General features: G+C 54.3%; 18 protein-coding genes. All 18 read right to left on the bottom strand.

Translation table 11 applies throughout. The features are described from left to right. Positions 1 to 31: 31 nt before the first annotated feature. The 18 genes from nadA to mfd all read right to left on the bottom strand — a co-directional run bounded on the left by nadA (position 32) and on the right by mfd (position 22023). Positions 32 to 970, bottom strand: a complete 939-nt coding sequence (gene nadA, locus J2Z18_RS27745) for a quinolinate synthase NadA (RefSeq protein ID WP_007132891.1) — start codon at positions 968 to 970, stop codon at positions 32 to 34. A gap of 222 nt (positions 971 to 1192) precedes the next feature. After that, complete coding sequence (ftsH, locus tag J2Z18_RS27740; protein ID WP_007132890.1) at positions 1193 to 3250, bottom strand: ATP-dependent zinc metalloprotease FtsH; 2058 nt, start codon at positions 3248 to 3250, stop codon at positions 1193 to 1195. Positions 3251 to 3350: 100 nt separating this feature from the next. Next, positions 3351 to 3890 (bottom strand): hypoxanthine phosphoribosyltransferase, encoded by a 540-nt coding sequence (hpt, locus tag J2Z18_RS27735; protein ID WP_007132889.1) that lies wholly within the window; start codon positions 3888 to 3890, stop codon positions 3351 to 3353. A gap of 76 nt (positions 3891 to 3966) precedes the next feature. Beyond that, positions 3967 to 5397, bottom strand: coding sequence for a tRNA lysidine(34) synthetase TilS (gene tilS, locus J2Z18_RS27730; protein ID WP_007132888.1), 1431 nt, complete (start codon positions 5395 to 5397; stop codon positions 3967 to 3969). 97 nt (positions 5398 to 5494) lie between these two features. Then, positions 5495 to 6415 (bottom strand): protein kinase domain-containing protein, encoded by a 921-nt coding sequence (locus J2Z18_RS27725; protein WP_007132887.1) that lies wholly within the window; start codon positions 6413 to 6415, stop codon positions 5495 to 5497. After that, positions 6399 to 7139: a vWA domain-containing protein gene (locus J2Z18_RS27720; RefSeq protein WP_007132886.1), complete on the bottom strand. Its 741-nt coding sequence runs from the start codon at positions 7137 to 7139 to the stop codon at positions 6399 to 6401. Before J2Z18_RS27720 ends, J2Z18_RS27725 begins: the two co-directional genes overlap by 17 nt. A 236-nt stretch (positions 7140 to 7375) precedes the next feature. Beyond that, positions 7376 to 9886 carry a stage II sporulation protein E gene (gene spoIIE / locus J2Z18_RS27715; RefSeq protein WP_210095658.1) on the bottom strand — a complete coding sequence of 837 codons (2511 nt, stop codon included), beginning with the start codon at positions 9884 to 9886 and terminating at the stop codon, positions 7376 to 7378. A gap of 346 nt (positions 9887 to 10232) precedes the next feature. Continuing rightward, positions 10233 to 10718, bottom strand: a complete 486-nt coding sequence (locus J2Z18_RS27710) for a S1 domain-containing RNA-binding protein (protein ID WP_007132884.1) — start codon at positions 10716 to 10718, stop codon at positions 10233 to 10235. Positions 10719 to 10841: 123 nt separating this feature from the next. Beyond that, a complete protein-coding gene (locus tag J2Z18_RS27705; RefSeq protein ID WP_007132883.1) occupies positions 10842 to 11195 on the bottom strand; it encodes an FtsB family cell division protein in 354 nt (117 codons plus the stop codon). Between the two features lie 11 nt (positions 11196 to 11206). Beyond that, positions 11207 to 11776, bottom strand: a complete 570-nt coding sequence (yabQ, locus tag J2Z18_RS27700) for a spore cortex biosynthesis protein YabQ (RefSeq protein WP_007132882.1) — start codon at positions 11774 to 11776, stop codon at positions 11207 to 11209. Next, positions 11773 to 12054, bottom strand: coding sequence for a sporulation protein YabP (gene yabP, locus J2Z18_RS27695; protein ID WP_007132881.1), 282 nt, complete (start codon positions 12052 to 12054; stop codon positions 11773 to 11775). The genes yabQ and yabP overlap by 4 nt, the downstream gene beginning before the upstream one ends. Positions 12055 to 12222: 168 nt before the next feature. After that, complete coding sequence (locus tag J2Z18_RS27690; RefSeq protein WP_007132880.1) at positions 12223 to 12501, bottom strand: RNA-binding S4 domain-containing protein; 279 nt, start codon at positions 12499 to 12501, stop codon at positions 12223 to 12225. Beyond that, the gene (hbs, locus tag J2Z18_RS27685) at positions 12501 to 12773 is read right to left on the bottom strand and encodes a non-specific DNA-binding protein Hbs (protein WP_007132879.1); all 273 of its coding nucleotides are present in this window, start codon (positions 12771 to 12773) and stop codon (positions 12501 to 12503) included. Before hbs ends, J2Z18_RS27690 begins: the two co-directional genes overlap by 1 nt. Before the next feature lie 166 nt (positions 12774 to 12939). Beyond that, on the bottom strand, positions 12940 to 14448 hold the full coding sequence (yabN, locus tag J2Z18_RS27680) for a bifunctional methyltransferase/pyrophosphohydrolase YabN (RefSeq protein ID WP_210095657.1): 1509 nt from the start codon (positions 14446 to 14448) through the stop codon (positions 12940 to 12942). A gap of 116 nt (positions 14449 to 14564) precedes the next feature. Further along, on the bottom strand, positions 14565 to 16244 hold the full coding sequence (locus tag J2Z18_RS27675) for a putative polysaccharide biosynthesis protein (protein ID WP_210095656.1): 1680 nt from the start codon (positions 16242 to 16244) through the stop codon (positions 14565 to 14567). Positions 16245 to 16482: 238 nt separating this feature from the next. Next, complete coding sequence (gene spoVT / locus J2Z18_RS27670; RefSeq protein WP_028406014.1) at positions 16483 to 17025, bottom strand: stage V sporulation protein T; 543 nt, start codon at positions 17023 to 17025, stop codon at positions 16483 to 16485. A gap of 383 nt (positions 17026 to 17408) precedes the next feature. Then, positions 17409 to 18512 (bottom strand): peptidylprolyl isomerase, encoded by a 1104-nt coding sequence (locus tag J2Z18_RS27665; RefSeq protein ID WP_210095655.1) that lies wholly within the window; start codon positions 18510 to 18512, stop codon positions 17409 to 17411. Further along, entirely contained in the window at positions 18496 to 22023 is a 3528-nt protein-coding gene (gene mfd, locus J2Z18_RS27660; protein ID WP_210095654.1) for a transcription-repair coupling factor, read from the bottom strand. Before mfd ends, J2Z18_RS27665 begins: the two co-directional genes overlap by 17 nt. Between the last annotated feature and the right edge of the window lie 179 nt (positions 22024 to 22202).

The following is a 22202-nucleotide window of genomic DNA, read 5'->3' as shown; positions in this document are numbered from 1 at the left end:
CACCTGTCTTCTCGCGAAAGAGTAGCGCATGCTACTTAACTTGTAACATGCGCTCTAGGGAAGTTCTGGCTTTCTCTGCAACGACAGGAGGCACGTAAATCTGCGGCTTCATCGTCTCCAGAGCTTTGACCAGCTTTTTGAGATTATTCACTTTCATATTCGGACATACGAGAAATTTGGTCGCAAAATGGAAGGATTTATTCGGACTGTCCAAACGGAGCTGATAGCCGGTTCCGTCTTCGGTTCCTACGATAAATTCCTGGGCCGGCGAGTTTTTGCAGTATTCCAGAATGGCGGTGGTGCTGCCTACGAAGTCGCCCATAGCGACAACCTCCGGACGGCATTCCGGATGCACGACGAACTCGGCGTTCGGATATTTCGCCTTCATCTCCACCACATCTTTCACGGTTAACATATCATGCGTATTGCAGTACCCTTCCCAGATGATCAGCTTCTTGTCGGTGTGCTGCTGGACGTAATGCCCCAGGTTTTTGTCAGGGACCCAAATGATTTCATCGGAATCGACCGACTGAATGACCTTGACCGCATTCGAGGATGTACAGCAAATATCGGTCTCCGCCTTGATCTCGGCCGATGAATTGATATAAGTGACCACTTTGGCATTCGGATACTGGGCCTTCAGCTTGCGCAGCCCGTCAACGTTTACCATATCGGCCATCGGACAGCCTGCGCGCTCGTCAGGAATAAGCACCGTTTTATTCGGCGCCAATATCTTTGCGCTTTCTCCCATAAAATGCACGCCGCAAAAGACGATCGTCTCGGCATCCGTCTGGGCCGCCTTCTGAGCCAGCAAAAAGGAATCTCCCCGGAAATCGGCGACTTCCTGAATTTCATCCCGTTGATAATAATGCGCCAAAATGATGGCGTTGCGTTCCTTCTTCAACTCCATTAACCGTTCACGCAGCACGCGGTTCTGCTCTGCCTTGCGCTCCAGTGCCAAAGCTTCCATGATCGACCCTCTCCCCCTATGTTATCCGGCATTAGCCGCTTGATGACCATGTTTGAAGGACATTCGCAACCTTTGTGAAAGGATGCGCATCCTTATTTAACAACTAATGTACACGGACCTCTAATCCCTGTCAATGTGATAAGAAGCACAAAAAGAACCGGAAAACGAATGATCGTTCTCCGGTTCTTCATTTTTATTCCAAATACGAGTATTTCAGCGAATTTACGTTAGACTGCTATCATTATCCGATCCGCCAGGAGGATCTTTACGCTCTGAATCCTTACGATCCAGATTCGAATCCATCGGGTTGTTCGGAATCTCTTCCGTAGAAGTCGGCTGCTGGCCTTCTTCCTTCCCTTGAATACGGACGCGGACATCACCGATGTTGTCGATCGTTGGCTCGCCATTCTCGGAAGAGCCGGATCCTTCGCCACCGCCGTTGCCTTCGACTGTTCCAGTCTCAATGAGATTCTTAATCTGCTCAAGCTCCAGCGTTTCTTTCTCCAGGAGCGTATTCGCAATCAAATGAACCTCTTTGGCATGCTTGGACAGAAGCTCTTTACACTTCTCGTAGCATTCGGTGATAAACCGCTGCATTTCCTGATCGATCTCGTAAGCGATTTGGTCACTGTAGTTCTGCTCGTGCCCGATATCCCGGCCAAGGAACACTTGTCCTTGGGATGTGCCGAACTGCATCGGACCGAGCTTCTCGCTCATACCGTATTCCACAATCATGCTGCGGATAATGCTGGTTGCCTGCTGGAAGTCGCTGTATGCCCCGGTTCCGATTTCTCCGATGAACAGCTCTTCCGCCACGCGTCCGCCGAGCAACCCGGTTACGCGGTCAAGCAATTCCTGCTTCGTCACGAGCATGCGGTCTTCCTTCGGCATCATGATGACGTATCCGCCGGCGCGGCCGCGAGGAATAATCGTTACCTTATGCACGGTATCCGCATGCTCCAAGAAGTAACCGACAATCGTATGACCGGCTTCGTGATAAGCAACGATGCGCTTCTCGCGGTCGCTGATCACGCGGCTGCGCTTCTCGGTACCGACGATCACGCGGTCGATCGCCTCGTCGACTTCCGTCATCGAAATATCTTTACGGTTACGGCGTGCGGCAAGCAAAGCCGCCTCGTTCAGAAGGTTCTCCAGGTCCGCGCCTGTAAAACCAGTCGTACGCTTCGCGATAATGTCGAGTTTGACATCCTTCGTCAGCGGTTTGTTGCGTGCATGCACCTTCAGTACAGCTTCACGTCCCTTAACATCCGGACGATCCACGGTAATCTGACGGTCAAAACGTCCCGGACGCAGCAGCGCCGGGTCCAGAATATCCGGGCGGTTCGTTGCAGCGACGATAATGATGCCTTCGTTCGCTCCGAAACCGTCCATCTCTACGAGCAATTGGTTGAGCGTTTGCTCTCGCTCGTCATGTCCGCCACCAAGGCCGGCGCCGCGTTGACGGCCCACAGCATCAATCTCGTCAATGAAGATAATACATGGCGCATTCTTCTTCGCGTTCTCGAACAAATCGCGTACACGCGAAGCACCGACACCGACGAACATTTCCACGAAGTCGGAACCGGAAATACTGAAGAACGGAACGCCTGCTTCACCGGCAACCGCACGAGCCAGGAGCGTCTTACCGGTTCCCGGAGGACCGACAAGCAGCACACCCTTCGGAATGCGGGCGCCGACGGTGTTGAATTTGCGCGGATCCTTCAGGAAGTCGACAACCTCAACGAGCTCCTGCTTCTCCTCGTCAGCACCGGCTACGTCTTCAAACGTAACGCGTTTCTTCTCTTCATTATATAAGCGGGCTTTGCTCTTGCCAAAGTTCATCACTTTGCCGCCGCCGCCCTGAGCTTGATTGAACAGGAAGAAGAACAGAACAAACATGATCACGAGCGGAATAAAGGATGAAAGCAGTGTCAGCCAAATGCTTTGGCCTTCCATCGGCACCACGGTCAGCTTTACATCGTTGCTCTCGCTGGCTGCGGTCAATTCCTGCATCGCCGCATCAGTAGCCGGAATGTAGGTCGAGAAATTCTCCGACTTCTTCTCGTCGGTGACTTCCCTATACTTACCGGTCACCAGATACGCGTAGCCGTCGAATTGAACCGTCATTTCCTTTATCTTGTTATCTTTAACTTCCTGCCGCAGCTGATTATAACTAGGGGCTTCGGCCTGTTCGCCACCGTTAGTGACGAATTGTACTATGCCCACCACGACCAAAAATAGAATCAAATAAAAACCAGAATTCCGGATGAACCGACTCATCCCCTACCTCCTCTCAAGACACATAAGATATTTTACCACAGCCTGTCTGGCCTTCTCAACAAAGGGCCAAGATCCGTGGCAGCAGCCCATATGGCGCGGTTTAACTGCTGTAGATTTCCGGCTTCAGAATCCCGATGTAGGGGAGGTTCCGGTAATGCTCGGCATAATCAAGCCCGTAGCCGACAACGAAGGCGTCAGGCAGTACGAACCCGGTGTAATCGGCCTGCAAATCCACCGTTCGGCGGGCAGGCTTGTCGAACAAAGTAACGACGCGAACCGAGTTGGCCTTGCGGCTCTTGAGCAGCTCGATCAAATGGCTCAGCGTAAGACCGCTGTCAATAATATCCTCCACGATCAGAACATCCCTGCCTTCAACGGATGCATCGAGATCTTTAATGATCTTGACCACACCCGATGACTTGGTGGATGCCCCGTAACTGGAAACGGCCATGAAATCCAGCTCCAGAGGTACTGTAATGGATTTAACCAAGTCTGCCATAAAAATAAACGCACCTTTAAGAACGCAAATAACGAGCGGATTGCGTCCTTCGTATTCGGCGCTGAGTTTTGAACCGAGTTCCTTAATTTTCGCATGGATTTCTTCTTCTGTGATCAGTATTTCCTGAATGTCGTTCTGCAACTTCAATGGACCTCCTAGTTTATACATATGAAAGCGTGAAACGGGCCATGCTTAGGGTCTATGCTTGCCTGAAACCTTAAAGCTCCGTAAACTCCATACGGAGAATCCGCACGGTATGCCGCCCTGGAGCAGCATGAGAGGAACGTCGTACATCCGGAATCCATACAATGTTGCCGGCACTGTCGCAAACGATCGGAATCCGGGAACGGACAGACGGTGGAATTTTCTCATCAATGAGAATATCTTTCACCTTTTTGCTTCCGTTTAATCCCATAACCTTCATCTTGTCTCCCGGCTGTCTGTTACGCACGGTTAAAGGAAATCGAAGCTCGTCGGCATCGAACTCCACCGCGCTGGCAGAGCGGGCTGCCCCAGACCGTGCGCTGCCGTCTGTCCTGATCGACAGCGTCAGCAGCTTTCCGATTTCCGGAATAGGCACACGCCGGTCCTCGGGAGAATCGAGCGTATATATGTACTGTCCCTGTTCGGACGGAGGCTCCGGCCAAAATGTTATTCGACCGTACTCGCGGATACAGGTAATGCCGCCCCCCAGTGAAAGACGCCAACTGCTCCGCTGATTGTTCAAGATGCCTTGGCGTACCGATTCGATCTTGACAAAATCGGTGATTTCCTGTTCAGAGGGCAGATAAGTTAATATTAGTTTAATCAAACGCCGTTGTAAAGCGACATGTAAGGCCAAAAAGGAAGGCGCGTCGATGGCGAGCCTCCCATTGTTCTCCTGCACCAACTGACGATACGCCCGCTCCGCTTCCTGATCCATGTAGTCATCCTCGTACTGCACAATTTCCGCTAATTGATTCAGGGAGGATGAAAGCTGCCCATTGTATTGTTCCAGAAACGGCAATACCTCCAGGCGAATCGCGTTGCGGCGGTATTTCGTCTGCAGGTTGGTGTAGTCAATAGCATATGAAAAGCCGCAGCGGCGGCACAGCTCCAAAATGTCCGCCTTGTTTATACGAAGGAAGGGGCGGATGAGTTCCACATTTTTTTCGGTGCGCTTCCAACGCATACCGGACAAGCCCGACAAGCCGCTGCCGCGCAGAAGCTTCATCATGACCGTCTCGGCCTGATCATCGGCATGATGCGCAAGAGCCACCGATCGGGCATCGTATGTCCGAGCCGTTTGGAGGAGAAATTCATAGCGCTTCTCCCTGGCTGCCTCCTGCCCGCCCTTTCCGCTCTCTTCCATATATGAGGGAATATCAGCGAACGCAATTTCCAACGGAAGACCGAGGGATTCCGCCAATTCGCGCACGAACTCCGCTTCCGCATCCGATTCTGCGCGAAAGCCATGATGGACATGGGCACATACCAGCTTAAGCGGCGTATGCTTGGTCGAAATTTCGTGCAGCACATGCAGGAGAGCAACGGAATCGGGTCCGCCGGATACGGCAACCACGATGCAGTCCCCTTCCGACCACAGCCCAAATTCAGCGGCAGCGCGCCGCACGTCCGAAACGATCCAGTGCAGATAATCCTGTTTCACTTCTAAGTCCCCTTTATGAGGTTGTTCAAAAAGTCGTCTTTTGAAAAACCGACTTTTTGAACTCGCACTTTATGAATCCGTGTCACGGCAACGGGCATTAAGAGCGGAGGAAGAGATAGATGGCGCAGGCCAAAACAGCTGCCGATATGCCGAATGCATTCTTCAGCCACCTCGGCGTGCGGACCGGGATTTGCCGGACATGACGCTCCGAGGCTTCATAGATCCGGCGCTTCCATTCGTTCAGCGCTTCCCGTGAATCCGCGAAATCACCTGCGAGCGCCTTGTTTAGCCAGGCGGCATAAGGCTTAAATACAGGATTTCTTCGCATCAGCTGCTGCAGATCCGAAACGCTCCGTGTCTGGGGAAGCTGGCAGGACGCTTCACGCAGAGCCTTTTCATCCAGCAGCCCTATACACATCACGGCAAACGAGAACAGATCGTAGGAGCCGTCGCCGGTCCGGCTTCCGGCATTCCAATATCCCCGGTCATACCATTCCGTGAACTGCTTCACGCTCCGGCCAAACCGACTTACGCCTCCGTAATCGATCAGCTCTACCCTTCCGTAGGCCGACACCATCACGTTATCCGGCTTCAAATCACCGAATGCATAGCCGGAAGCATGCAGGACCGAGAGCTTCTCGAGCAGCTTCAGCCCGATCAAGGCGAGCCACTCCGTGCCGCGGGCGCGGATAAAGCGATGCAGGGGGCTGCCCTCGATATAGCGCATGACGTAGAATGTCACTTCCCGGCTGCCTTCCAGATGGTCATCCGCCTCTACCAAATACGGATCCGGCATCTGCTCCTTCAGCGCGTTCAGCACGTTAATTTCGGATTGCAAATCCAAGGCGTCGTATCCCACCTTTAGGGCATACCGGCCCCGCCCGCCAGACGGGCGGACAAGATACACCTTGCCGTTGGCCCCTTTGCCAAGGAGCCGCTCAACGATGTACCGGCTCCTCCCCCATTTTCCCGTTATGACGGTCCCTGGCGGGTACGCCGGACTAGACGACGTAGTCACCGAGCATCCCTTCCTCTTGGCTGGAATGTCCCTGCCATGATTGATTACCCTCTAGTGTACCATATCGGTAAAATTCAATCACCTTTAACAGTGCCGGTCCCGTCGGGGTGGCTCCTCTCATCTGAAGCCGGCCGAACATGCTTCTGACTCCGTCCAAATCCGAGGTCCAGTTTACGTCCATCACCGCATCCTCGCCGCTGTGCTTGCCGGGAAAGTGAAACACGGATAACTTGCTCGAGCCCGCCCGGGCTTTCAGACTGAGCATCAGATCCCGTATCGCTTCCTCGACGGCAGCAAGCTTTGGCTTCATGCTGGCACTCGCGTCAATCAACAGAGCTACCTGAAGCGGCGACGTCTCCGCCAGCTCATCCACCACCTCAACGACCTGTGAGCGCTTGGCAGGCGGCAGATCCTCCAGCGACCCATCCCCCAGAATATGCTGTATCTCCTTATTTACCGCCTGCTGGATCGTTTGAACCACGGTTTTCCGCGTCATCATCTGTATCGTCTGAGCCAGCTGCGGCGTTCCCACGATCCGGTGTATCCCCCCTCCGGCCTTGGCAATTTCTTGGATTTCCAATCCTCCGAGCTCGCCGATCGTTCCATAATCAAGCACGCCCACCACATTCACAACGATCCCGTCCTGCAGCGCATGAGCCGCAGCGAGCACCGGGCTCGTGCCTACATTCGAGCATCCGTCGGTTATCAGCAAGATTTGTTTCATATGAAGAATCGCCTCCCGTTCCATCGGTTTCGGTCTGTTTGAGTTCTATCTCTATCATTTCCACTTTCGAGAGAGTTCAAACAAAACCGCTCCAATTGCAGGGATAATCCGATTCTAGCAGCCAGGCACCTCCATTTCCCGGGCAATCGGAAGGATCGTAGTATTTTTCTGTTCAACTGGTCACGTTCAACTGTGCTGTTCAGCCAGTCCGTATGGATAGTACGGCGGTTGATCCCCTAGCTTACCGTACGCGGCCGCTCCATTCTGGAGAATCCGGGGATATGCACATTGGACCATTCCGGTTGATAGTGGTCCACACGTCCGACAACGACCGTCATATCATCATGAATTTGATTCTGCTGGTAGCGTATCACCTTTTCCAGCAGGCAATCGGCAATTTCCTGCGGATCGGAGCTCGTCACCTCTTGGATCATCCGTTTCATCCACAGCTCCTTGTTCACGGCATAACCCGGCGCATCGTAAATTCCGTCCGTCATCATAATGAGCACATCTCCCGCCTGCAGCTGAATCGATACCAGATCAACTTCAATATCCTGAATGATGCCGATCGGCAGATTGCTGGCGGTAACGGGTATCACTTCATTCCCCCTCTTAATAAAGCTCGGCGTCGAACCGATCTTCATAAACGTCGTTTGAGCCGTATATTGATCGATTAACGCCATATCGACCGTCGCGTAAATCTCATCGGGCGATCGCAGCATTAATATCGAATTCACCGACTTGATCGCCAGCTTCTCATCCATGCCGGATTGAAGCAGCTGCTCGAGAATGCTCAGCGCGGAGCTGCTCTCCAGCCGCGCCCTCTCCCCGTTGCCCATACCGTCGCTCAGAGCCACGGCGAATGTGCCGTTTCCCAGCTCCACCGTACTGAAGCTGTCGCCGGACAAAATATCTCCGCCCTTGGCAGCCCCGGCCACACCCGTGATGACTTCAAAGGTCTTCGCCGACCCGAAACGCACCGTGGCCAGCCCGTCCCGCGGATGGGTAAGCGTCTCCTCTACCACAGCGATATGCTCGCCGAGAATATCGGACAGCAGCGGGGCGATAATCTTCCTGCATTCATCATATCCCCGCGTATACGCATGAATAATTTCAATCTCCACATGGCCGGAGTCCAGGCTGATGATATCTATGCCTTGGATCGACAGCCCCAAATGCTGCAAGGCCTCCCGGATCTGCTCCTCCTGGATATGCATCGTTTGGCTCTCCCGCTTGATCTCCCGGGCAAGATCCTCCATTACCTGCGAGACGCCGGACAATTGCTCGGCCACCAGGTGACGGCTATCGTATATTTGGCGTTTCCACTGCATATCATGTTGGTATAGATGGTATTGCTGCTTGAGGATCGCCAGCACCTCCTCCTTCTTGGAGCAGATTCGGCTCCACTCCGCTGGCAGATCCTTCACCTCCAGCTCCGGATTTTCTTCAATCGAAGTCATCATATCCGTCATATATTTATAAGTCTGATAGAATTTCATATCCCAGCATTGATTACGTTTATAGCATGTCGCACAGCTGCCCTCAGCAACCGCATTCATAAAATGATTCATCTCTTCGGTCTGTTTGCCGGGCGGCTGCACGGATCCCGTCGTCTGCCCGAAGCTTTGCGACAGCTGGCGGAACACCCGGGAGAATTGGGTCACCCGATCTGCCGTCAGATCCCGAACACGCTTCGCATACTCATGCTGGGAACGCGTGTGATCCTGCGTGCCCGGAACATATTTGCCAATCGCCTGCATTACGCTCTTCGGCGTCAGCAGGAAGAATACGATGGCTGCGCAGGTTTCCCATGTTGAGACGAGCACCTCATTCGGGTTGCTGAAATAAATGGAGAGAATGGTTGCGCCGAGCAGCATGCCAAGCGATACGCCGGGCTTCTTCCCTTCCTTCAGCATACCGGCAAGCATGCCGGAGAACGCGAGCAGACTCATTTGAGAGAATGCCGATATGTTCGCAAGGCTCAGGATGAGTCCTGTCACCACCCCTACCGAGGCTCCGAGAGGAGCTCCCCCGACCAGTGCAAAGAGAAGGATCAAATAACGGGAGAGGACATGCTCGATCGACAGGGATTGAATTGTCCAGCCGACGGCACCTGTCATTACCGACGCCAGCAGGATAATCAAGCATAGAATTTCCTCATTGCGAAGCACATATGATTTTTTACGGAGCGTCATGACCGGAATCGCCTGAATGAACACCAGAGTCAGCACAAAGCTGAGCACCGCATTCAAGGTCAGCATCATCATCGAATACCAGGTAATGCTCGGTCCGACCAGTACGGCGAACAGGTTCACGAAGAATGTGGAGACGAAGACCATCATCGGGGCATACGACAATTCCGCCCGGTCATACGTTTCCAGTCCCCGCATCATAAAATAAAAGATGAGAATCTCTGCCGGCACCATCCAAGCGACCGGAAAGGGGGTAAGCAGGCTTCCTGCCACAATGGCAATCCCTACCGGCAGCAGCACGTCGCGGCGCATAAAAGCGATAACGGCGAAGTAGGCCGCCGCAAACGGCGAGAGCTCCCCCAAAATCATGGCTCGTCCAAGCAAAAATCCCATAAAGGTCAATAATATCATCCACTTCTTCGTGGCCAGGAAGTGGATGGGACGCTGCAGGAAGGACAGCTGCCCTAATCGATCCGTCAAACGGGCACGCAGCGAGCCCGCTCCTCCCTTGACTGCCTCAGTACCCGGAAACATCACCAGATTTCTTTTATCCATTACGCTGGCACCCCATTCTTCACGAATTTGTTGGTCCCATTATAAAACCCCGGTACAGGAAAGTTTGTCAGAACACCGGACAAGCCCAAAAGAAATTTCCGACAAAAAAGCCGCCCTCCGCGAACGAACGGACAAACGCGGTTCATCCCCGTGCCCTAGCGGCATTAGCAGGTGTCCGCTTCAAGCCGGATCTGCGGTTCATTTCCCGAATTGCGGCGTCTCGTCTCCCCCCATCCCGGTCAATTCCACCGTAAATCGCGTAGGAACCTGTCGTACGCTTGCCTGCGGCGACAAAAAAACCGCAGAAGGCTTATATCCCTCTGCGGTCAGTTTATATTTTATCGAATTACATACGTTTGGCTCCGCGTCCGCCGCGTTTGCCCTCGGTATTCTTCTTGAGCGAAGAAATTCGTTCTTCACTATCTTTCAGGAAGCGTGACATTTTATCCTCAAAAGAAGTCTTATTGGCTGCAGGCTTAAACGGGCGTCCGCCGCGTTCACGGTTGAAACCACCGCCGCCGCCACCACCAAATCGTTCTCCGCCGCTGCTGCGCTCCGGTCTTGGTCCCCGGGGTGGTCGACTTTCAGAAGCCGGTTTGTCGACAGCTTGCTTGATCGAAAGACCGATCTTGCCGTCCTTATCGACATTAATTACCTTGACGGTCACGACATCGTTAATCTTTAAATGGTCGTTGACGTCCTTCACGTAATTATCGGCGATTTCTGAGATGTGAACGAGACCCGTGACACCTCCTGACAGATCCACAAATGCTCCAAAATGCGTTATGCCTGTCACCTTGCCCTCTAACTTGGTGCCCACTTCAATTGCCATAGAATAAAATGATCCTCCCTTAAAAATATACGGCCCAGATCTTCTGGAATCCAAGCTACGGTGATTTGATTATACATAATGACCTGATCAAGGTCAACAGACGTCTGTCATGCCTAATTACGGCTATTCGCCCGAATTTTGGGGCTGAATAATCGGCGTTTCGTTCGGCAAGTAGAGCCCGAATTTCTTGCGGGCAATCTGCCCGATATATTCAGGATCATTCAGTCGCTCCACCTCATGTTGAAGCTGGTTCATCGACTGCTCGATCACCTTGTATTGCTGCTGCTTCTCCTCAAGCGCTTCATTCTGTTTGCGGATGCGGTCATTTTGGGACCAGAGCGAAGAACCGGCCCAGATCAAAAACAGCGCCATGATCGTAAAAAATATTCGTTTACGCCGGCGGGCGCCCTGCGTGTTGGCTTGGGTCTGCCCGGAAGCCTGCTTCTTCGAATTCGGCGGTTCAGCATATCGCCCCATGACCATACCTCCTAGAACCAGCGTTGCCACGCCTTAATGACCTTGTTCGCCGCCTGCTTGCACCAAGCCGGCAGCTTGAGCCGGGATGTGATCGGCTTCAGCATCCATTTCAAGAGCCGCCAAAAAGGCATCAGGCATTTCAGCACCAGACGCAGAAGCGACAACAGAAACTTCCACAGGAAGCGAAGCAGTCCCAGCAATATCATGAAAATCCCTCTTACCGGATTCCATATCAACATTCGGAATAACTTGTACAAAATAGACAAGAGCCCTTTCGCTGCCTGAATTAACATTACCACAAAACGCTGGGTTATGACACTCCATAATAAAAAATAGATCCAAACCCCTATAAAGAGTCCCACAAAGACATAGAAGCGGAGCTGGCCGTCATTCGTCACATACAGCATGCGGAAGATGAAGAGGGCTGCCGCAACCCAGTACAGAAAATCAAGGGCATGCTTGGACCACCTCGGGAAGTGGAGCTGGCCAGCCAGCACCCGGTAGCTGTCGAAGGCCATACCCATTGCTGCCCCGGAGAAGAGCATCCAGAGCAGCGTGATCCATTGAACGCTCGGGTTCATTTAAACAGCTTGCCCAGAAGACTCTTGTTCTTGGCCTGGGACCCGGGATTCAAATAAATAAGTGAATGCACCAGACCTTCAATCGACAAAAGCCCCTCTTCCAGGCTGAGGTTTTTAATATGTAAATTTTGCCCCCGAATCGTGAGATGCCCAAGCTCGGTCTGAAGCAGAAACTCTTCACTGTCGAAGCTCTCCACATTCTGGACGCCGGTAATGTCCAGCAGCTTCCGGTTCTGCATGCGCAGGTCGTGAAATTTGCCCTTCCCTTGGTCGATCATGGCATGTACCCCTCCTTTTAACAATAGCTTATGGGGAGGCGGCTGCCTTTAGAACAGGTAAAGGAAGACACTTCAAAACAATGAATCTGCCGCCACTTACGCGGATCGGGATTAAAAAAGCGCCCCTGCTCCATTGGAGAGGGACGCTTCTTGCAACGGCTGGGACATCTACCAGTCCAGTCCGTTATCTTTAACGATCGGTTCTTCCTTGACCAAGGTATAGAGGCTGTTCGCCTCATCTTTACGGGTAGACTCCGCGAGACGCTCGACCCGGACCGTCACGAGCTTCTGGCCAAACTGGACAGTGATCTCGTCGCCCAGCTTCACCGAGCTGCTCGGCTTAGCCTCACGGCCGTTGATCAGTACCCGGCCTTGATCCGATACATCTTTCGCTACGGTACGCCGCTTGATTAACCTCGATACTTTCAGGAATTTATCGACGCGCATTATTTTACAGCTTCTTTAAGCTTGTTGCCTGCTTTGAATGCAGGAACGTTCGATTCCGGAATTTCGATCGTGTTGCCTGTTTGCGGGTTACGGCCCGTACGGCCTGCGCGCTTGCGGGTTTCGAATGTGCCGAAGCCGATCAATTGAACTTTATCTCCATTAGCCAAGGCGTCTGTGATTTCGCCAAGGAACCCGTTAAGAACGTTCTCTACGTCCTTCTTAGTCAAACCGCTTTTGTTGGAAATGTTGTTGATCAAATCTGTTTTGTTCATGAATTAAATCCTCCCAATTATCAGAAAAATATAAGATTTACGGTAGTCGGTTAAACCGCCTTGCGAAAGTAGCAAGATTTCACCATAAAAGATTATTCTGGATGATTTACGGAATTCCTGCCGGACTACCGTATTTTTTTATTTTTTTGCGGAAAAAATGCCCGCATTACCGGCCGTCGGTGCTTTCTGCCCGAGTCTTCGCTTCCTGCCAAAGGGTCTCCATCTCATCCAGCGTGCTGTCTGAAAGAGCTTTTCCCTGGGCGGCGAGCTGCTCTTCTATGTAGCGGAAGCGACGATAGAATTTGCGGTTCGTTCTCGAGAGCGCTTCTTCCGGGTCCGCCCCGATAAATCTGGCCGCATTCGAGACCGCGAACAGCAGATCTCCCAGCTCCAAGGCCGCATCATCCGCGCTCTGGCCATCCGCTACCGCCTGGCGCAGCTCCCGGAGCTCTTCCTCAATCTTCTCGAATACGCCTTCGATGCTGTCCCAATCAAAGCCAACCTTGGACGCCTTCTTCTGAAGCTTATAGGCCTTCATCAGCGCCGGCAGATCCCGTGGAATTCCATCAAGCGCCGAAGCCTGATCCGGCCGCTGCCCCTTGCGGCGCTTCTCCTCCGCCTTCATCTGCTCCCAGTTTCGAAGCGCGGATTCCGCATCGTTGGCGCTGCTCTCGCCGAACACATGCGGATGGCGGAAAATGAGCTTGTCGTTCAAGCCTTGAATGACATCGTACACGGTAAAGGTGCCGAGCTCCTCCTCCATCTGGGAATGCAGCATAATCTGCAGCAGCAGATCGCCCAGCTCCTCCTGCATATGCTCCGGATCGTCCTCGTCAATCGTCTCGAGCACCTCGTAGGTTTCCTCGATCAGATTTTTGCGTATGGACTCGTGGGTCTGCTCCCTGTCCCACGGACAGCCTTCGGGACTCCGAAGGATGCCGACAATTTCATGCAGGCGGGAGAACGTGCGCTGACGAAGCGACGGATCATCGCTTCGCGGAACATAGACCAGCGACAGATTTCCGTATCCGTCGATCCGATCCAGCTCATACAGCGGAACGTGACGAATTTCCTCTTCTCCCTCGACGCCGAGCGCGTGTCCCACGACGACCGGGTAATCATCAGGGTACAGCTCCATCAGCGCGAGCTTGACCTCGGAAGCCGTAAACATATCATACACCTGGCCGATCAAGGTGTGAAGCTGGGGCTGAATGACGTCGCTTCGAAGCTCAGCCGCATCCAGCAGCTGAAAGCCTTCGATCGGATCGAACCCGAGCCGCACGAACGCCTCGTCCAGGAAGCTCTCCCCCCCGAGCACGGAAAGGCTCACCTGCTGCTCCGGGCAGCGTTCCCGCAGCAGCCGGACCGTCGCCTCCGCCACCATGGGGTGTCCGGGAACGGCGTACACGATCCCGCGGTCATCCTCCGCGGCTTTCGCCAAATTCATCAGCGCGGATGCAATGGACTCGTACACCTCCGGGAAGGAGTCATGGGCTTCATAGACATGGTCAAACGACTCCGCTTGGATGCCCAGCCCGCCCAGCGCCTCGATCACGGGATGGGACATCGTGCGCACATAAACCTTGGACGCCTGCTGCATGGTTTTCAGGATGCCGACGGTTAACCGGTCCGGATTCCCGGAGCCGAGGCCGACCACCGTAATAGCTGCACTCATAGGGTAACTTCCTTTCGCTCTTCGCCCGGGGCGTTCCCAGACTTCGTTATATCGTACACTACTATATCACACCAGATCAAACATCTCACGCGGGGCCCCTGCATGCATTCATTCGTTTAGCGCAGCAGGCGCAGCGCCTTTAAGAGGGCTGCCAGCGGCCCGCCGACCTTCGGCAGCATCCGAAGCTCCGACGCTGTGAGGAGCTTCGTCCAAGCGGCGGCGGCAAGGAACGCGCCGCCTCCCGCAAGCACGCCGCCAAGCGCTGCGGCGGCGTCGGTAAGGCGGCCTGGCGCCACGCCGGCCGCCCCGAGCATGGCGCCGGCCGCCGCTTGCGCGCACCAGGCGGCCAGCGCCACGGCGGCGAGGACCGCAAGCGTCCTCGCCATGGCCGCGCCCGCACCCGCGGTGAAGCGGGCGCTTCGCGAGAGCAGCGCGAGGTTCAGCGCTGCTGCAGCCAAGTGCGCCGCCACGCCCGCGATGGCGGCGCCCGTTATGCCAAGCTGCGGCACCAGCAGCAGGTTGAGCAGGAGCTTCAGCGCCGCAGCGGCAAGCAGGTGCAGGGCCGGCGCCTTAACGATGCCGACGCCCTGCAGCAGAGCTGCCGTGATCGTGCTCATCGTGCCGCCGGCTGCCGTAAACGCAATGACCTGCATCGTTACGGTGCCTGCGGCGTCTTCGTACAGCATGACGTTAATCGGCTTGGCCAGCACCGCGAGCCCGATGGACGCGCTCATCCCGATCAGCCAGAACCAGCGGAGCGCCATCCCGGTCTGGCTGGCCACCCGTTCTCGTTCGCCGCGGAACTTGGCTTCGGCCAGCGCCGGTATAAACAGCACGGACAAGGACGTGGCCAGCATGGTTACCAGCTGCACCAGCGGCAGCCCCCGGTTGTAAATCCCGAATTCGGCCATCGCTGCCTCATCCGGCAGCCCGGTCATACTAAGCAGCCGCGGCACAGTAAACGTATCGACCAATCCGATTAGCGGGACGGCCAGCAGGCTGAGGCACACCGGGATGCCGTATGCGAGCAGACGGCGGAGAAGAACGCCCGCTCCCTCCTTGTTTACATCGGCATGCAAGCCGGAATCCTTCACATCTTGCCGCTTGACAGGGGGCATAAGCGGCTTTTCTATACGTCCGCCGCGGCTGCTTCCATGCCTCCGCCAATACCAGCCCATGACGAGGAGACCTGCTGCCCCTCCGGCCGCCGATCCCAGAAGCGCTCCCGCCGCGATTCGATCCGGCGATGCTCCGGCTTCGATAAGATACAGCAGCAGCACGATCATGACGGCTACCCGGACCGACTGCTCCACGATCTGGGATACGGCCGTCGGCACCATATTGTGCAGGCCCTGAAAATATCCGCGCAGCACCGACATCCAAGGCACGAAGGCCAGCGCCAAGGCGCCTGCCCGAATTGCCGGCACCACCTGCCCGCTGCCAATCGCTTGTCCGAGCCAGGGAGCTGCGGCGTACATGACAAGACCGAGCACCAGCCCGAACAGCACGAGCGTCACCGAAGAGATGCGCAGCAGCCGGCGGCTGTCCCCGCTTCGGCCCTCGGCTTCGTATTCAGCCACAAACTTGGAGACGGCAGCCGGAAAACCGAGAACCGCCAGCGTAATCATCATCATGTAGAAGGGGTAGACCGTGTTATAGATGCCGAACACGGCATCCCCGCCCATATTCTGCAGCGGTATTTTTTGCAACGTGCCGATCAGCTTCGACAGCATCGCTGCGGCACTAAGGATGAAGGCTCCCTTCAGCAGCCTGGAGCCTGTCTCTTCTGGTTTCATATCCGTATTCCAATCCCACGCTTATCTTAGGGTTCTTCGCACCGTGGCGACATGCCCGATGTTTGAACGTGTACCCCCATTATAACCGCGGAATCAGGCTGGGCACAAAATTTACGGGTTACATCCTTCGTAAGGCCTCGCTGGCTTGACATCAAAAAACTCCCGGCTTCCCTATAGACCGCAAGGATCCAAGTTCAGCGGGAGTCAAATCCAGCCCTAAGGCTGTCCATCTGTTGTCTTACTGCTCCATTTGCTTTCCGAGGAAGCCTGCGGCCGTCTCAGCCATTTTCACTTCCATCTCGCCCATGTTGACGGATTCGTCCTTATTCAGCAGCACGACGCTCCCGATCGGGTCACCGCCTGCAATGATCGGCGCGGCTACGAAAGCCGACAGCGTCTCCGGATTATCCTTGCTGATCTCATACGTTCCGCTGTTGCTTTCGAGAACGGTCTTGCGGTTTTCCATGCAATTTTCCAGCAAATTGCCGATCGGCTTGTCCAAATATTCCTTCTTGGAGCCGCCGGCTACGGCGATAAAGGAGTCACGATCCGAAATAATCGTAATGTGGCCCGTGCTTTCGTATAGGGATTCCGCGTATTCCTTCGCAAAATCGCCAAGCTCGCCGATTGGCGAATATTTCTTCAGAATGACTTCTCCATCCCGATCTACGAAAATTTCCAGCGGATCACCTTCGCGAATCCGTAATGTGCGTCGAATTTCTTTCGGGATGACCACGCGCCCGAGGTCATCGATACGGCGGACGATACCAGTAGCTTTCATGTCACTTGTTGCCCCACTTTCATAAGAAGATTTTTCAACTACTGTTTCCTTACGGGAAGAGGATGTCCCCAGGTGTATAAGAGTTAATTGTCTGACCATAGTATTCATCCATTCCCAAATCCTTATACATCATCAACCCTGCATTGGTTGCGAAATCCATAATAAAAATAAAGTGAAGATTATCGTTTTTCGGGGAAAAAAATCCATAACGTGTCATTTCACACGTTATGGATTCAAATTCAGCCCGGTTTTCACTTTGCGAACGCGATAGCCCGCGCTCCTTCCTGCATGGTCATGAGGAAATCGACCTTGGAAAGCCAGGCCCCCCGTACCAGCAGCGGAGCTGGCATTATAAAGACGCTGGCGCAGGCCAAAGCTTCAGACTACTTCCCGCTGTCTCCAGTACCGGCAGCCGGTGCCTTCTCGCCACCAGCCGGCGCATCGCTGCCTTCGGCAGGCTTCGTTGCATCGCCGCCCTCCGCAGGCTTCTCTTCAGCAGGCTTGTCCCCGGCGTTCTCGCTCTTCGGCAGGTTCATGCTCTCGATCAAACCACTGAGCTCATTCTGCATAAAATTATCGATTTTGCCTGAAGCCAGCTTGTTCTGAATGCCTTCCTTCTCCTCGGCGGTTAGCTTGTCATACGTTACTTCTTCCCGCTTCTCGACCTTCATGATGTGGTAGCCGTAGCTGGTCTCCACAGGATCGCTGATTTTGTTCAGCTCAAGGGACAGGGCCTTCTCCTTGAATTCGGGAACCCATCGGCCAGCCGGCTCATTCTCATACAAGCCGCCCTTGTCCTTGGAGCCCGGATCCTCGGAGTATTCCTTGGCGATTGCAGCGAAATCCTCGCCTTTATTCAGCTTGGACTGCACTTCCTTCGCAATCTTGAGCGCCTCGCCCTCCGGTCTTTCCTTGCCTTCCGGATCCTGGAAGCCGACGAGGACGTGACGAACGCTGACTTTGGTATAATCCTGCTTGTTCGCCTCGAAATCCTTCTTCATATCGTCCTCGGTTACCTGGCTCTTCTCGTATTCCACGACCGTCATAATGCGAAGCATGTAATTTCTTACATCCTCCTCGGTCAGCTTCTGGGCTTCCAGCGCTTTCTTGTAATTCTCTTCTCCCATCGCGCTCTTGTTGCTCTTCAGCAGTTCATCCGCCTGCTTCCCGGCAGCTTCCTTGGCTTTGTCATCCGCTTTGGCGTACAGGTACTCATAAGCGACTCCCTGCTTCGCCAAATACTCCTTGAATTCGTCCATCTGCAGGAATTGTGCGTACTCCGGCGACATGAACTGAATCATCCGCTGCTCGAGATCGAATTCTTTCGCGGTCAACTCTCCGCCTTTATATTTGACAATAACTTTGCTGTCATCCACTTCATTCCCCTTGCTGTCATCCTTCCCGCAAGCGGCGATCATCGACATGGACAGCACGGCTGTTAATGATACGATAAAGGTTTTCCATGCCCTTTTATTTCTTGACGGCATTGTGTAGTTCTCCCTTCAGGTTAAATGGCTCCTTGGCAGCCTCCAGAAACTTCTCCAGCAATTCGAGCAATTGTTGATCGTCAAGACCCTTGCCTTTGATCCGGATAACCATGGCTGGCCCTTGTTCAAATTGTACACGTCTTTCGAACAGATTTCCAATTTGCGCAAGCGCTGCCGTGTTGACTGCCTTATCCTGCCCTTCGTAGAACTGGAGCAGGACATCGTCCCCCCGCTGCGTAATGGAGTCGATGCCATACGTACGACCATACACTTTCAATCGGGAAACCGCAAGCAAGTTGTTTACCGCCTGCGGCAGCTCGCCGAAGCGGTCAAGCAGCTCGTCCTCAAGCTCTGCCGATTCATCGATGGTGGTGACGGAAGCCACTTTTTTGTAAATTTCAATCTTCTGAATACTGTCGTAAATGTAATCCGACGGCAGATACGCGTCGATCCCCAGGTCGATGGAGGTGTTCCAGTCCTTGGTCGGCGCAGCCGTCTCGCCAAGCATGCTGACCTTCCGCTTCTGGATTTCCTCCGCCAGCATCTGGGAGTACAGATCGAAACCGACCGAAGCGATAAAGCCGTGCTGCTCCGCGCCGAGCAGATTGCCCGCGCCCCGGATCGACAAGTCGCGCATTGCGATTTTGAAGCCCGAACCCAGTTCGGTAAATTCTTTAATCGACTGAAGCCGCTTCTCCGCAACCTCGGTAAGCACCTTATCGCGCTGGTATGTGAAGTAAGCGTAGGCGATTCGATTCGAGCGTCCTACCCGCCCGCGCAGCTGATAAAGCTGAGATAATCCCATTTTGTCCGCGTCATGGACGATCAGGGTGTTCACGTTCGGGATGTCGACGCCCGTCTCAATGATGCTGGTGCTGACGAGCACATCGTACTCCCCGTCCAGGAAGTCCAGGATCGTCTTCTCCAGCTCCGTTTCGGACATCTGCCCATGGCCTACTCCGACCCTTGCTTCAGGAACAAGCATCGAAATCTGCGCGGCCATCTCATGAATGCCCTGCACCCGGTTATACAGGTAGTAGACCTGCCCGCCTCTGGCCAGCTCGCGCTCTATCGCTTCACGGACCAGGGTCTGGCTGTGCTCCACCACATACGTCTGCACGGGGAAGCGGTTCTCCGGCGGTGTCTCAATAACCGACAGGTCTCTTACCCCAAGCATCGACATATGCAGCGTCCGCGGGATCGGCGTTGCCGTTAAGGTCAGCACATCGACATTGGTTTTCAGCTTCTTCAGCTTCTCCTTATGCGTTACGCCGAACCGCTGCTCTTCATCCACGATCAGGAGGCCGAGATCCTTGAAGACGATGTCCTGCGACAGCAGCCGGTGCGTGCCGATCAGGATGTCAACGGCCCCCTGCTTTACCTTCTTGATCGTCTCATTCTGTTCCTTGCGGCTCCGGAAGCGGCTCAGCACCTGAATGTTGATCGGGTAGTTCGCGAACCGTTCGCGGAACGTTTCATAGTGCTGCTGGGCCAGAATGGTCGTCGGAACCAGCACGGCCACCTGTTTGCCTTCAATCGCCGCCTTAAACGCCGCTCGAACAGCCACCTCGGTTTTGCCGTAGCCGACGTCTCCGCACAGCAGCCGGTCCATCGGACGGTTCTGCTCCATATCCTTCTTGATTTCCGCAATGGCGCGAAGCTGGTCCGGCGTTTCGTCGTAAGGGAACATGTCCTCAAACTCCTGCTGCTCCGGCGTATCTTTGTCGAACCCGTATCCCGGAGCCGACTGGCGCTCAGCGTACAGCTTGATCAAGTCATCAGCGATATCCTGCACGGAAGAACGGACCTTGTTCTTTACGCGGGTCCATTCGTTGCCGCCCAGCTTGTAAATCTTCGGCTCCTTGTCCTCGGAGCCGACATATTTCTGAATGAGATCGATCTGCTCGATCGGAACGGACAGCTTATCCCCGCCCGCATACAGGATATGCATGTAATCCTTATGAATCCCGTTGATCTCGAGCGTGCCGATCCCCATATATTTCCCGATTCCGTGGTTTTGATGCACGACATAGTCGCCGACCTTAAGCTCCGTATAACTCTTGATGCGTTCGGCGTTGTCCATGCTTTTCGTCGTTTTGCGGGTTTTGCGCTGCTTCGAAGAGAACATCTCGCTCTCCGTAATGACAGCCGCATGAACGGACGGCATTTCGAAGCCGTTTTGAAGATGGCCCTCGAACATCAGCGGCTCGTCAATGCCATAGTCATTCAGCACCCGGCGCATACGCTCCATGCGCTCTGCATCGCCGGCGAGCATCATGACCTGGACGCCGGATTTCTTCCAGCGGTCCATCTCTGATTTCAATACATTCATCTGCCCGTGGAAATCCTGCATGCCGCGCGTAATGAAGTTAACGATATTCTGCGGCTGCATTCTCGGAACCTGGCGCAGGAAGATCGATATGAGCAGACATTGGTACGGATGCTGATAGATCAGCTCCTCGGTATCCAGCGATAATGGAAGATCCGGCAGCGATTTACCGTGCTGAAGCAGATGCAGGTTCCACTCCGCCTCGTCCCGTTCCAGCTGCTTGGCCGTTTCCAGCAGTCTTGCAGGCTCATCCAGCACCAAAATCGTATCCTTCGGCATGTAGTCATAGAGATGCGTCTTCTCCGGATAGAGCAGTGAAATATATTTATAGATTTCAGGGAAATAGATTCGCTCGCGCAGCAACTCTACTTCCCGATGAATTTCCTCACGCAGCCGAAGCTTGGCCTGCCGGTCGGTCATTCGCTCAAGCTGAGCCTCCAGCATCCGGGTCACCGTCTCGGCCGTACGATTCAGCCGCTCCGAATCGGCTATGATCTCCTTGCACGGTGTAATGACGACCTCCCGAACCTTATCAATCGATCGCTGATCGGCCGGGTCGAAGGTTCGGATCGAATCGATGTCCTCATCGAACAGCTCAACCCGGTACGCCATCGCCGCCGTCATCGGATAGAAGTCGATGATTCCGCCGCGAACACTCATCTCGCCGCGGCTTTCGACGCGCTCCACCCGTTCATAGCCCATCTCGATCATCCGATTCAGGAACGCATCCAGCTCGAGTGTTCCTCCGTCCTGAAGCGTAATTCGGGCATCCGCCATGACTTCCGGCGCCGGAAGCAGACGGCGCACACCGGAAAACGGCGCAACGACAATACCCCGGAAGCCTCTGGCGCAGCGGACAAGGACATCAATCCGCTGTGCTAGAGTCTCGGGGCTCGATACGGCCGATTCCGCCGCAACCAGTTCATTTGCCGGATAGAGCAGCACCTGATCCGGTGAAAGCGCCTCCTGTAAATCATCAGCGATTTTCTGGGCTGAGAACATATTATGCGTAACAACGAGCAGCGGGCGCTGCTGGTCCTGATGCAGCGCGGCCATGAGGATTTGCCTGGAGGATCCGGATAGCCCGGATATCAGCTGCTCCCTCATTCCGGTTCCTACGCCGGCCGCAATGGATTTGAAATCCGAATCCTTCGAAAATACATCAATAAGTGCTTGTAACAAAGGGGGCACCTCTCTTATGCAAAAGAAATGGATTATTCAATTTCGTTCTCACTTGCGTGCTAAGACGACAGTTGTAAAATTAAAACCGAAAAGAAGCCTTGGGCAACGCTGCCAAGGCTAACACACGGCGGCTGCCGAACAAAGCAAGCCGCCTGATGTCTTCTACCATATTTTATCTT

The sequence above is a fragment of the Paenibacillus lactis genome, assembly GCF_017873605.1.
Lineage (GTDB): Bacteria > Bacillota > Bacilli > Paenibacillales > Paenibacillaceae > Paenibacillus_AQ > Paenibacillus_AQ lactis.
This window is presented reverse-complemented; position numbering and strand designations above follow the sequence as displayed.

Coding starts and splice junctions, on each gene's coding strand:
- yabP (WP_007132881.1), bottom strand. CDS start 12,054: ATGATCGACCAAGGGAAGGGCAAATTTCACGACCTGCGCATGCAGAAC.
- yabQ (WP_007132882.1), bottom strand. CDS start 11,776: ATGAACCCGAGCGTTCAATGGATCACGCTGCTCTGGATGCTCTTCTCC.
- J2Z18_RS27690 (WP_007132880.1), bottom strand. CDS start 12,501: ATGCGCGTCGATAAATTCCTGAAAGTATCGAGGTTAATCAAGCGGCGT.
- J2Z18_RS27665 (WP_210095655.1), bottom strand. CDS start 18,512: ATGCCGTCAAGAAATAAAAGGGCATGGAAAACCTTTATCGTATCATTA.
- spoIIE (WP_210095658.1), bottom strand. CDS start 9,886: ATGGATAAAAGAAATCTGGTGATGTTTCCGGGTACTGAGGCAGTCAAG.
- yabN (WP_210095657.1), bottom strand. CDS start 14,448: ATGAGTGCAGCTATTACGGTGGTCGGCCTCGGCTCCGGGAATCCGGAC.
- J2Z18_RS27675 (WP_210095656.1), bottom strand. CDS start 16,244: ATGAAACCAGAAGAGACAGGCTCCAGGCTGCTGAAGGGAGCCTTCATC.
- J2Z18_RS27705 (WP_007132883.1), bottom strand. CDS start 11,195: ATGGGGCGATATGCTGAACCGCCGAATTCGAAGAAGCAGGCTTCCGGG.
- hbs (WP_007132879.1), bottom strand. CDS start 12,773: ATGAACAAAACAGATTTGATCAACAACATTTCCAACAAAAGCGGTTTG.
- spoVT (WP_028406014.1), bottom strand. CDS start 17,025: ATGAAAGCTACTGGTATCGTCCGCCGTATCGATGACCTCGGGCGCGTG.
- J2Z18_RS27710 (WP_007132884.1), bottom strand. CDS start 10,718: ATGGCAATTGAAGTGGGCACCAAGTTAGAGGGCAAGGTGACAGGCATA.
- ftsH (WP_007132890.1), bottom strand. CDS start 3,250: ATGAGTCGGTTCATCCGGAATTCTGGTTTTTATTTGATTCTATTTTTG.
- nadA (WP_007132891.1), bottom strand. CDS start 970: ATGGAAGCTTTGGCACTGGAGCGCAAGGCAGAGCAGAACCGCGTGCTG.
- J2Z18_RS27720 (WP_007132886.1), bottom strand. CDS start 7,139: ATGAAACAAATCTTGCTGATAACCGACGGATGCTCGAATGTAGGCACG.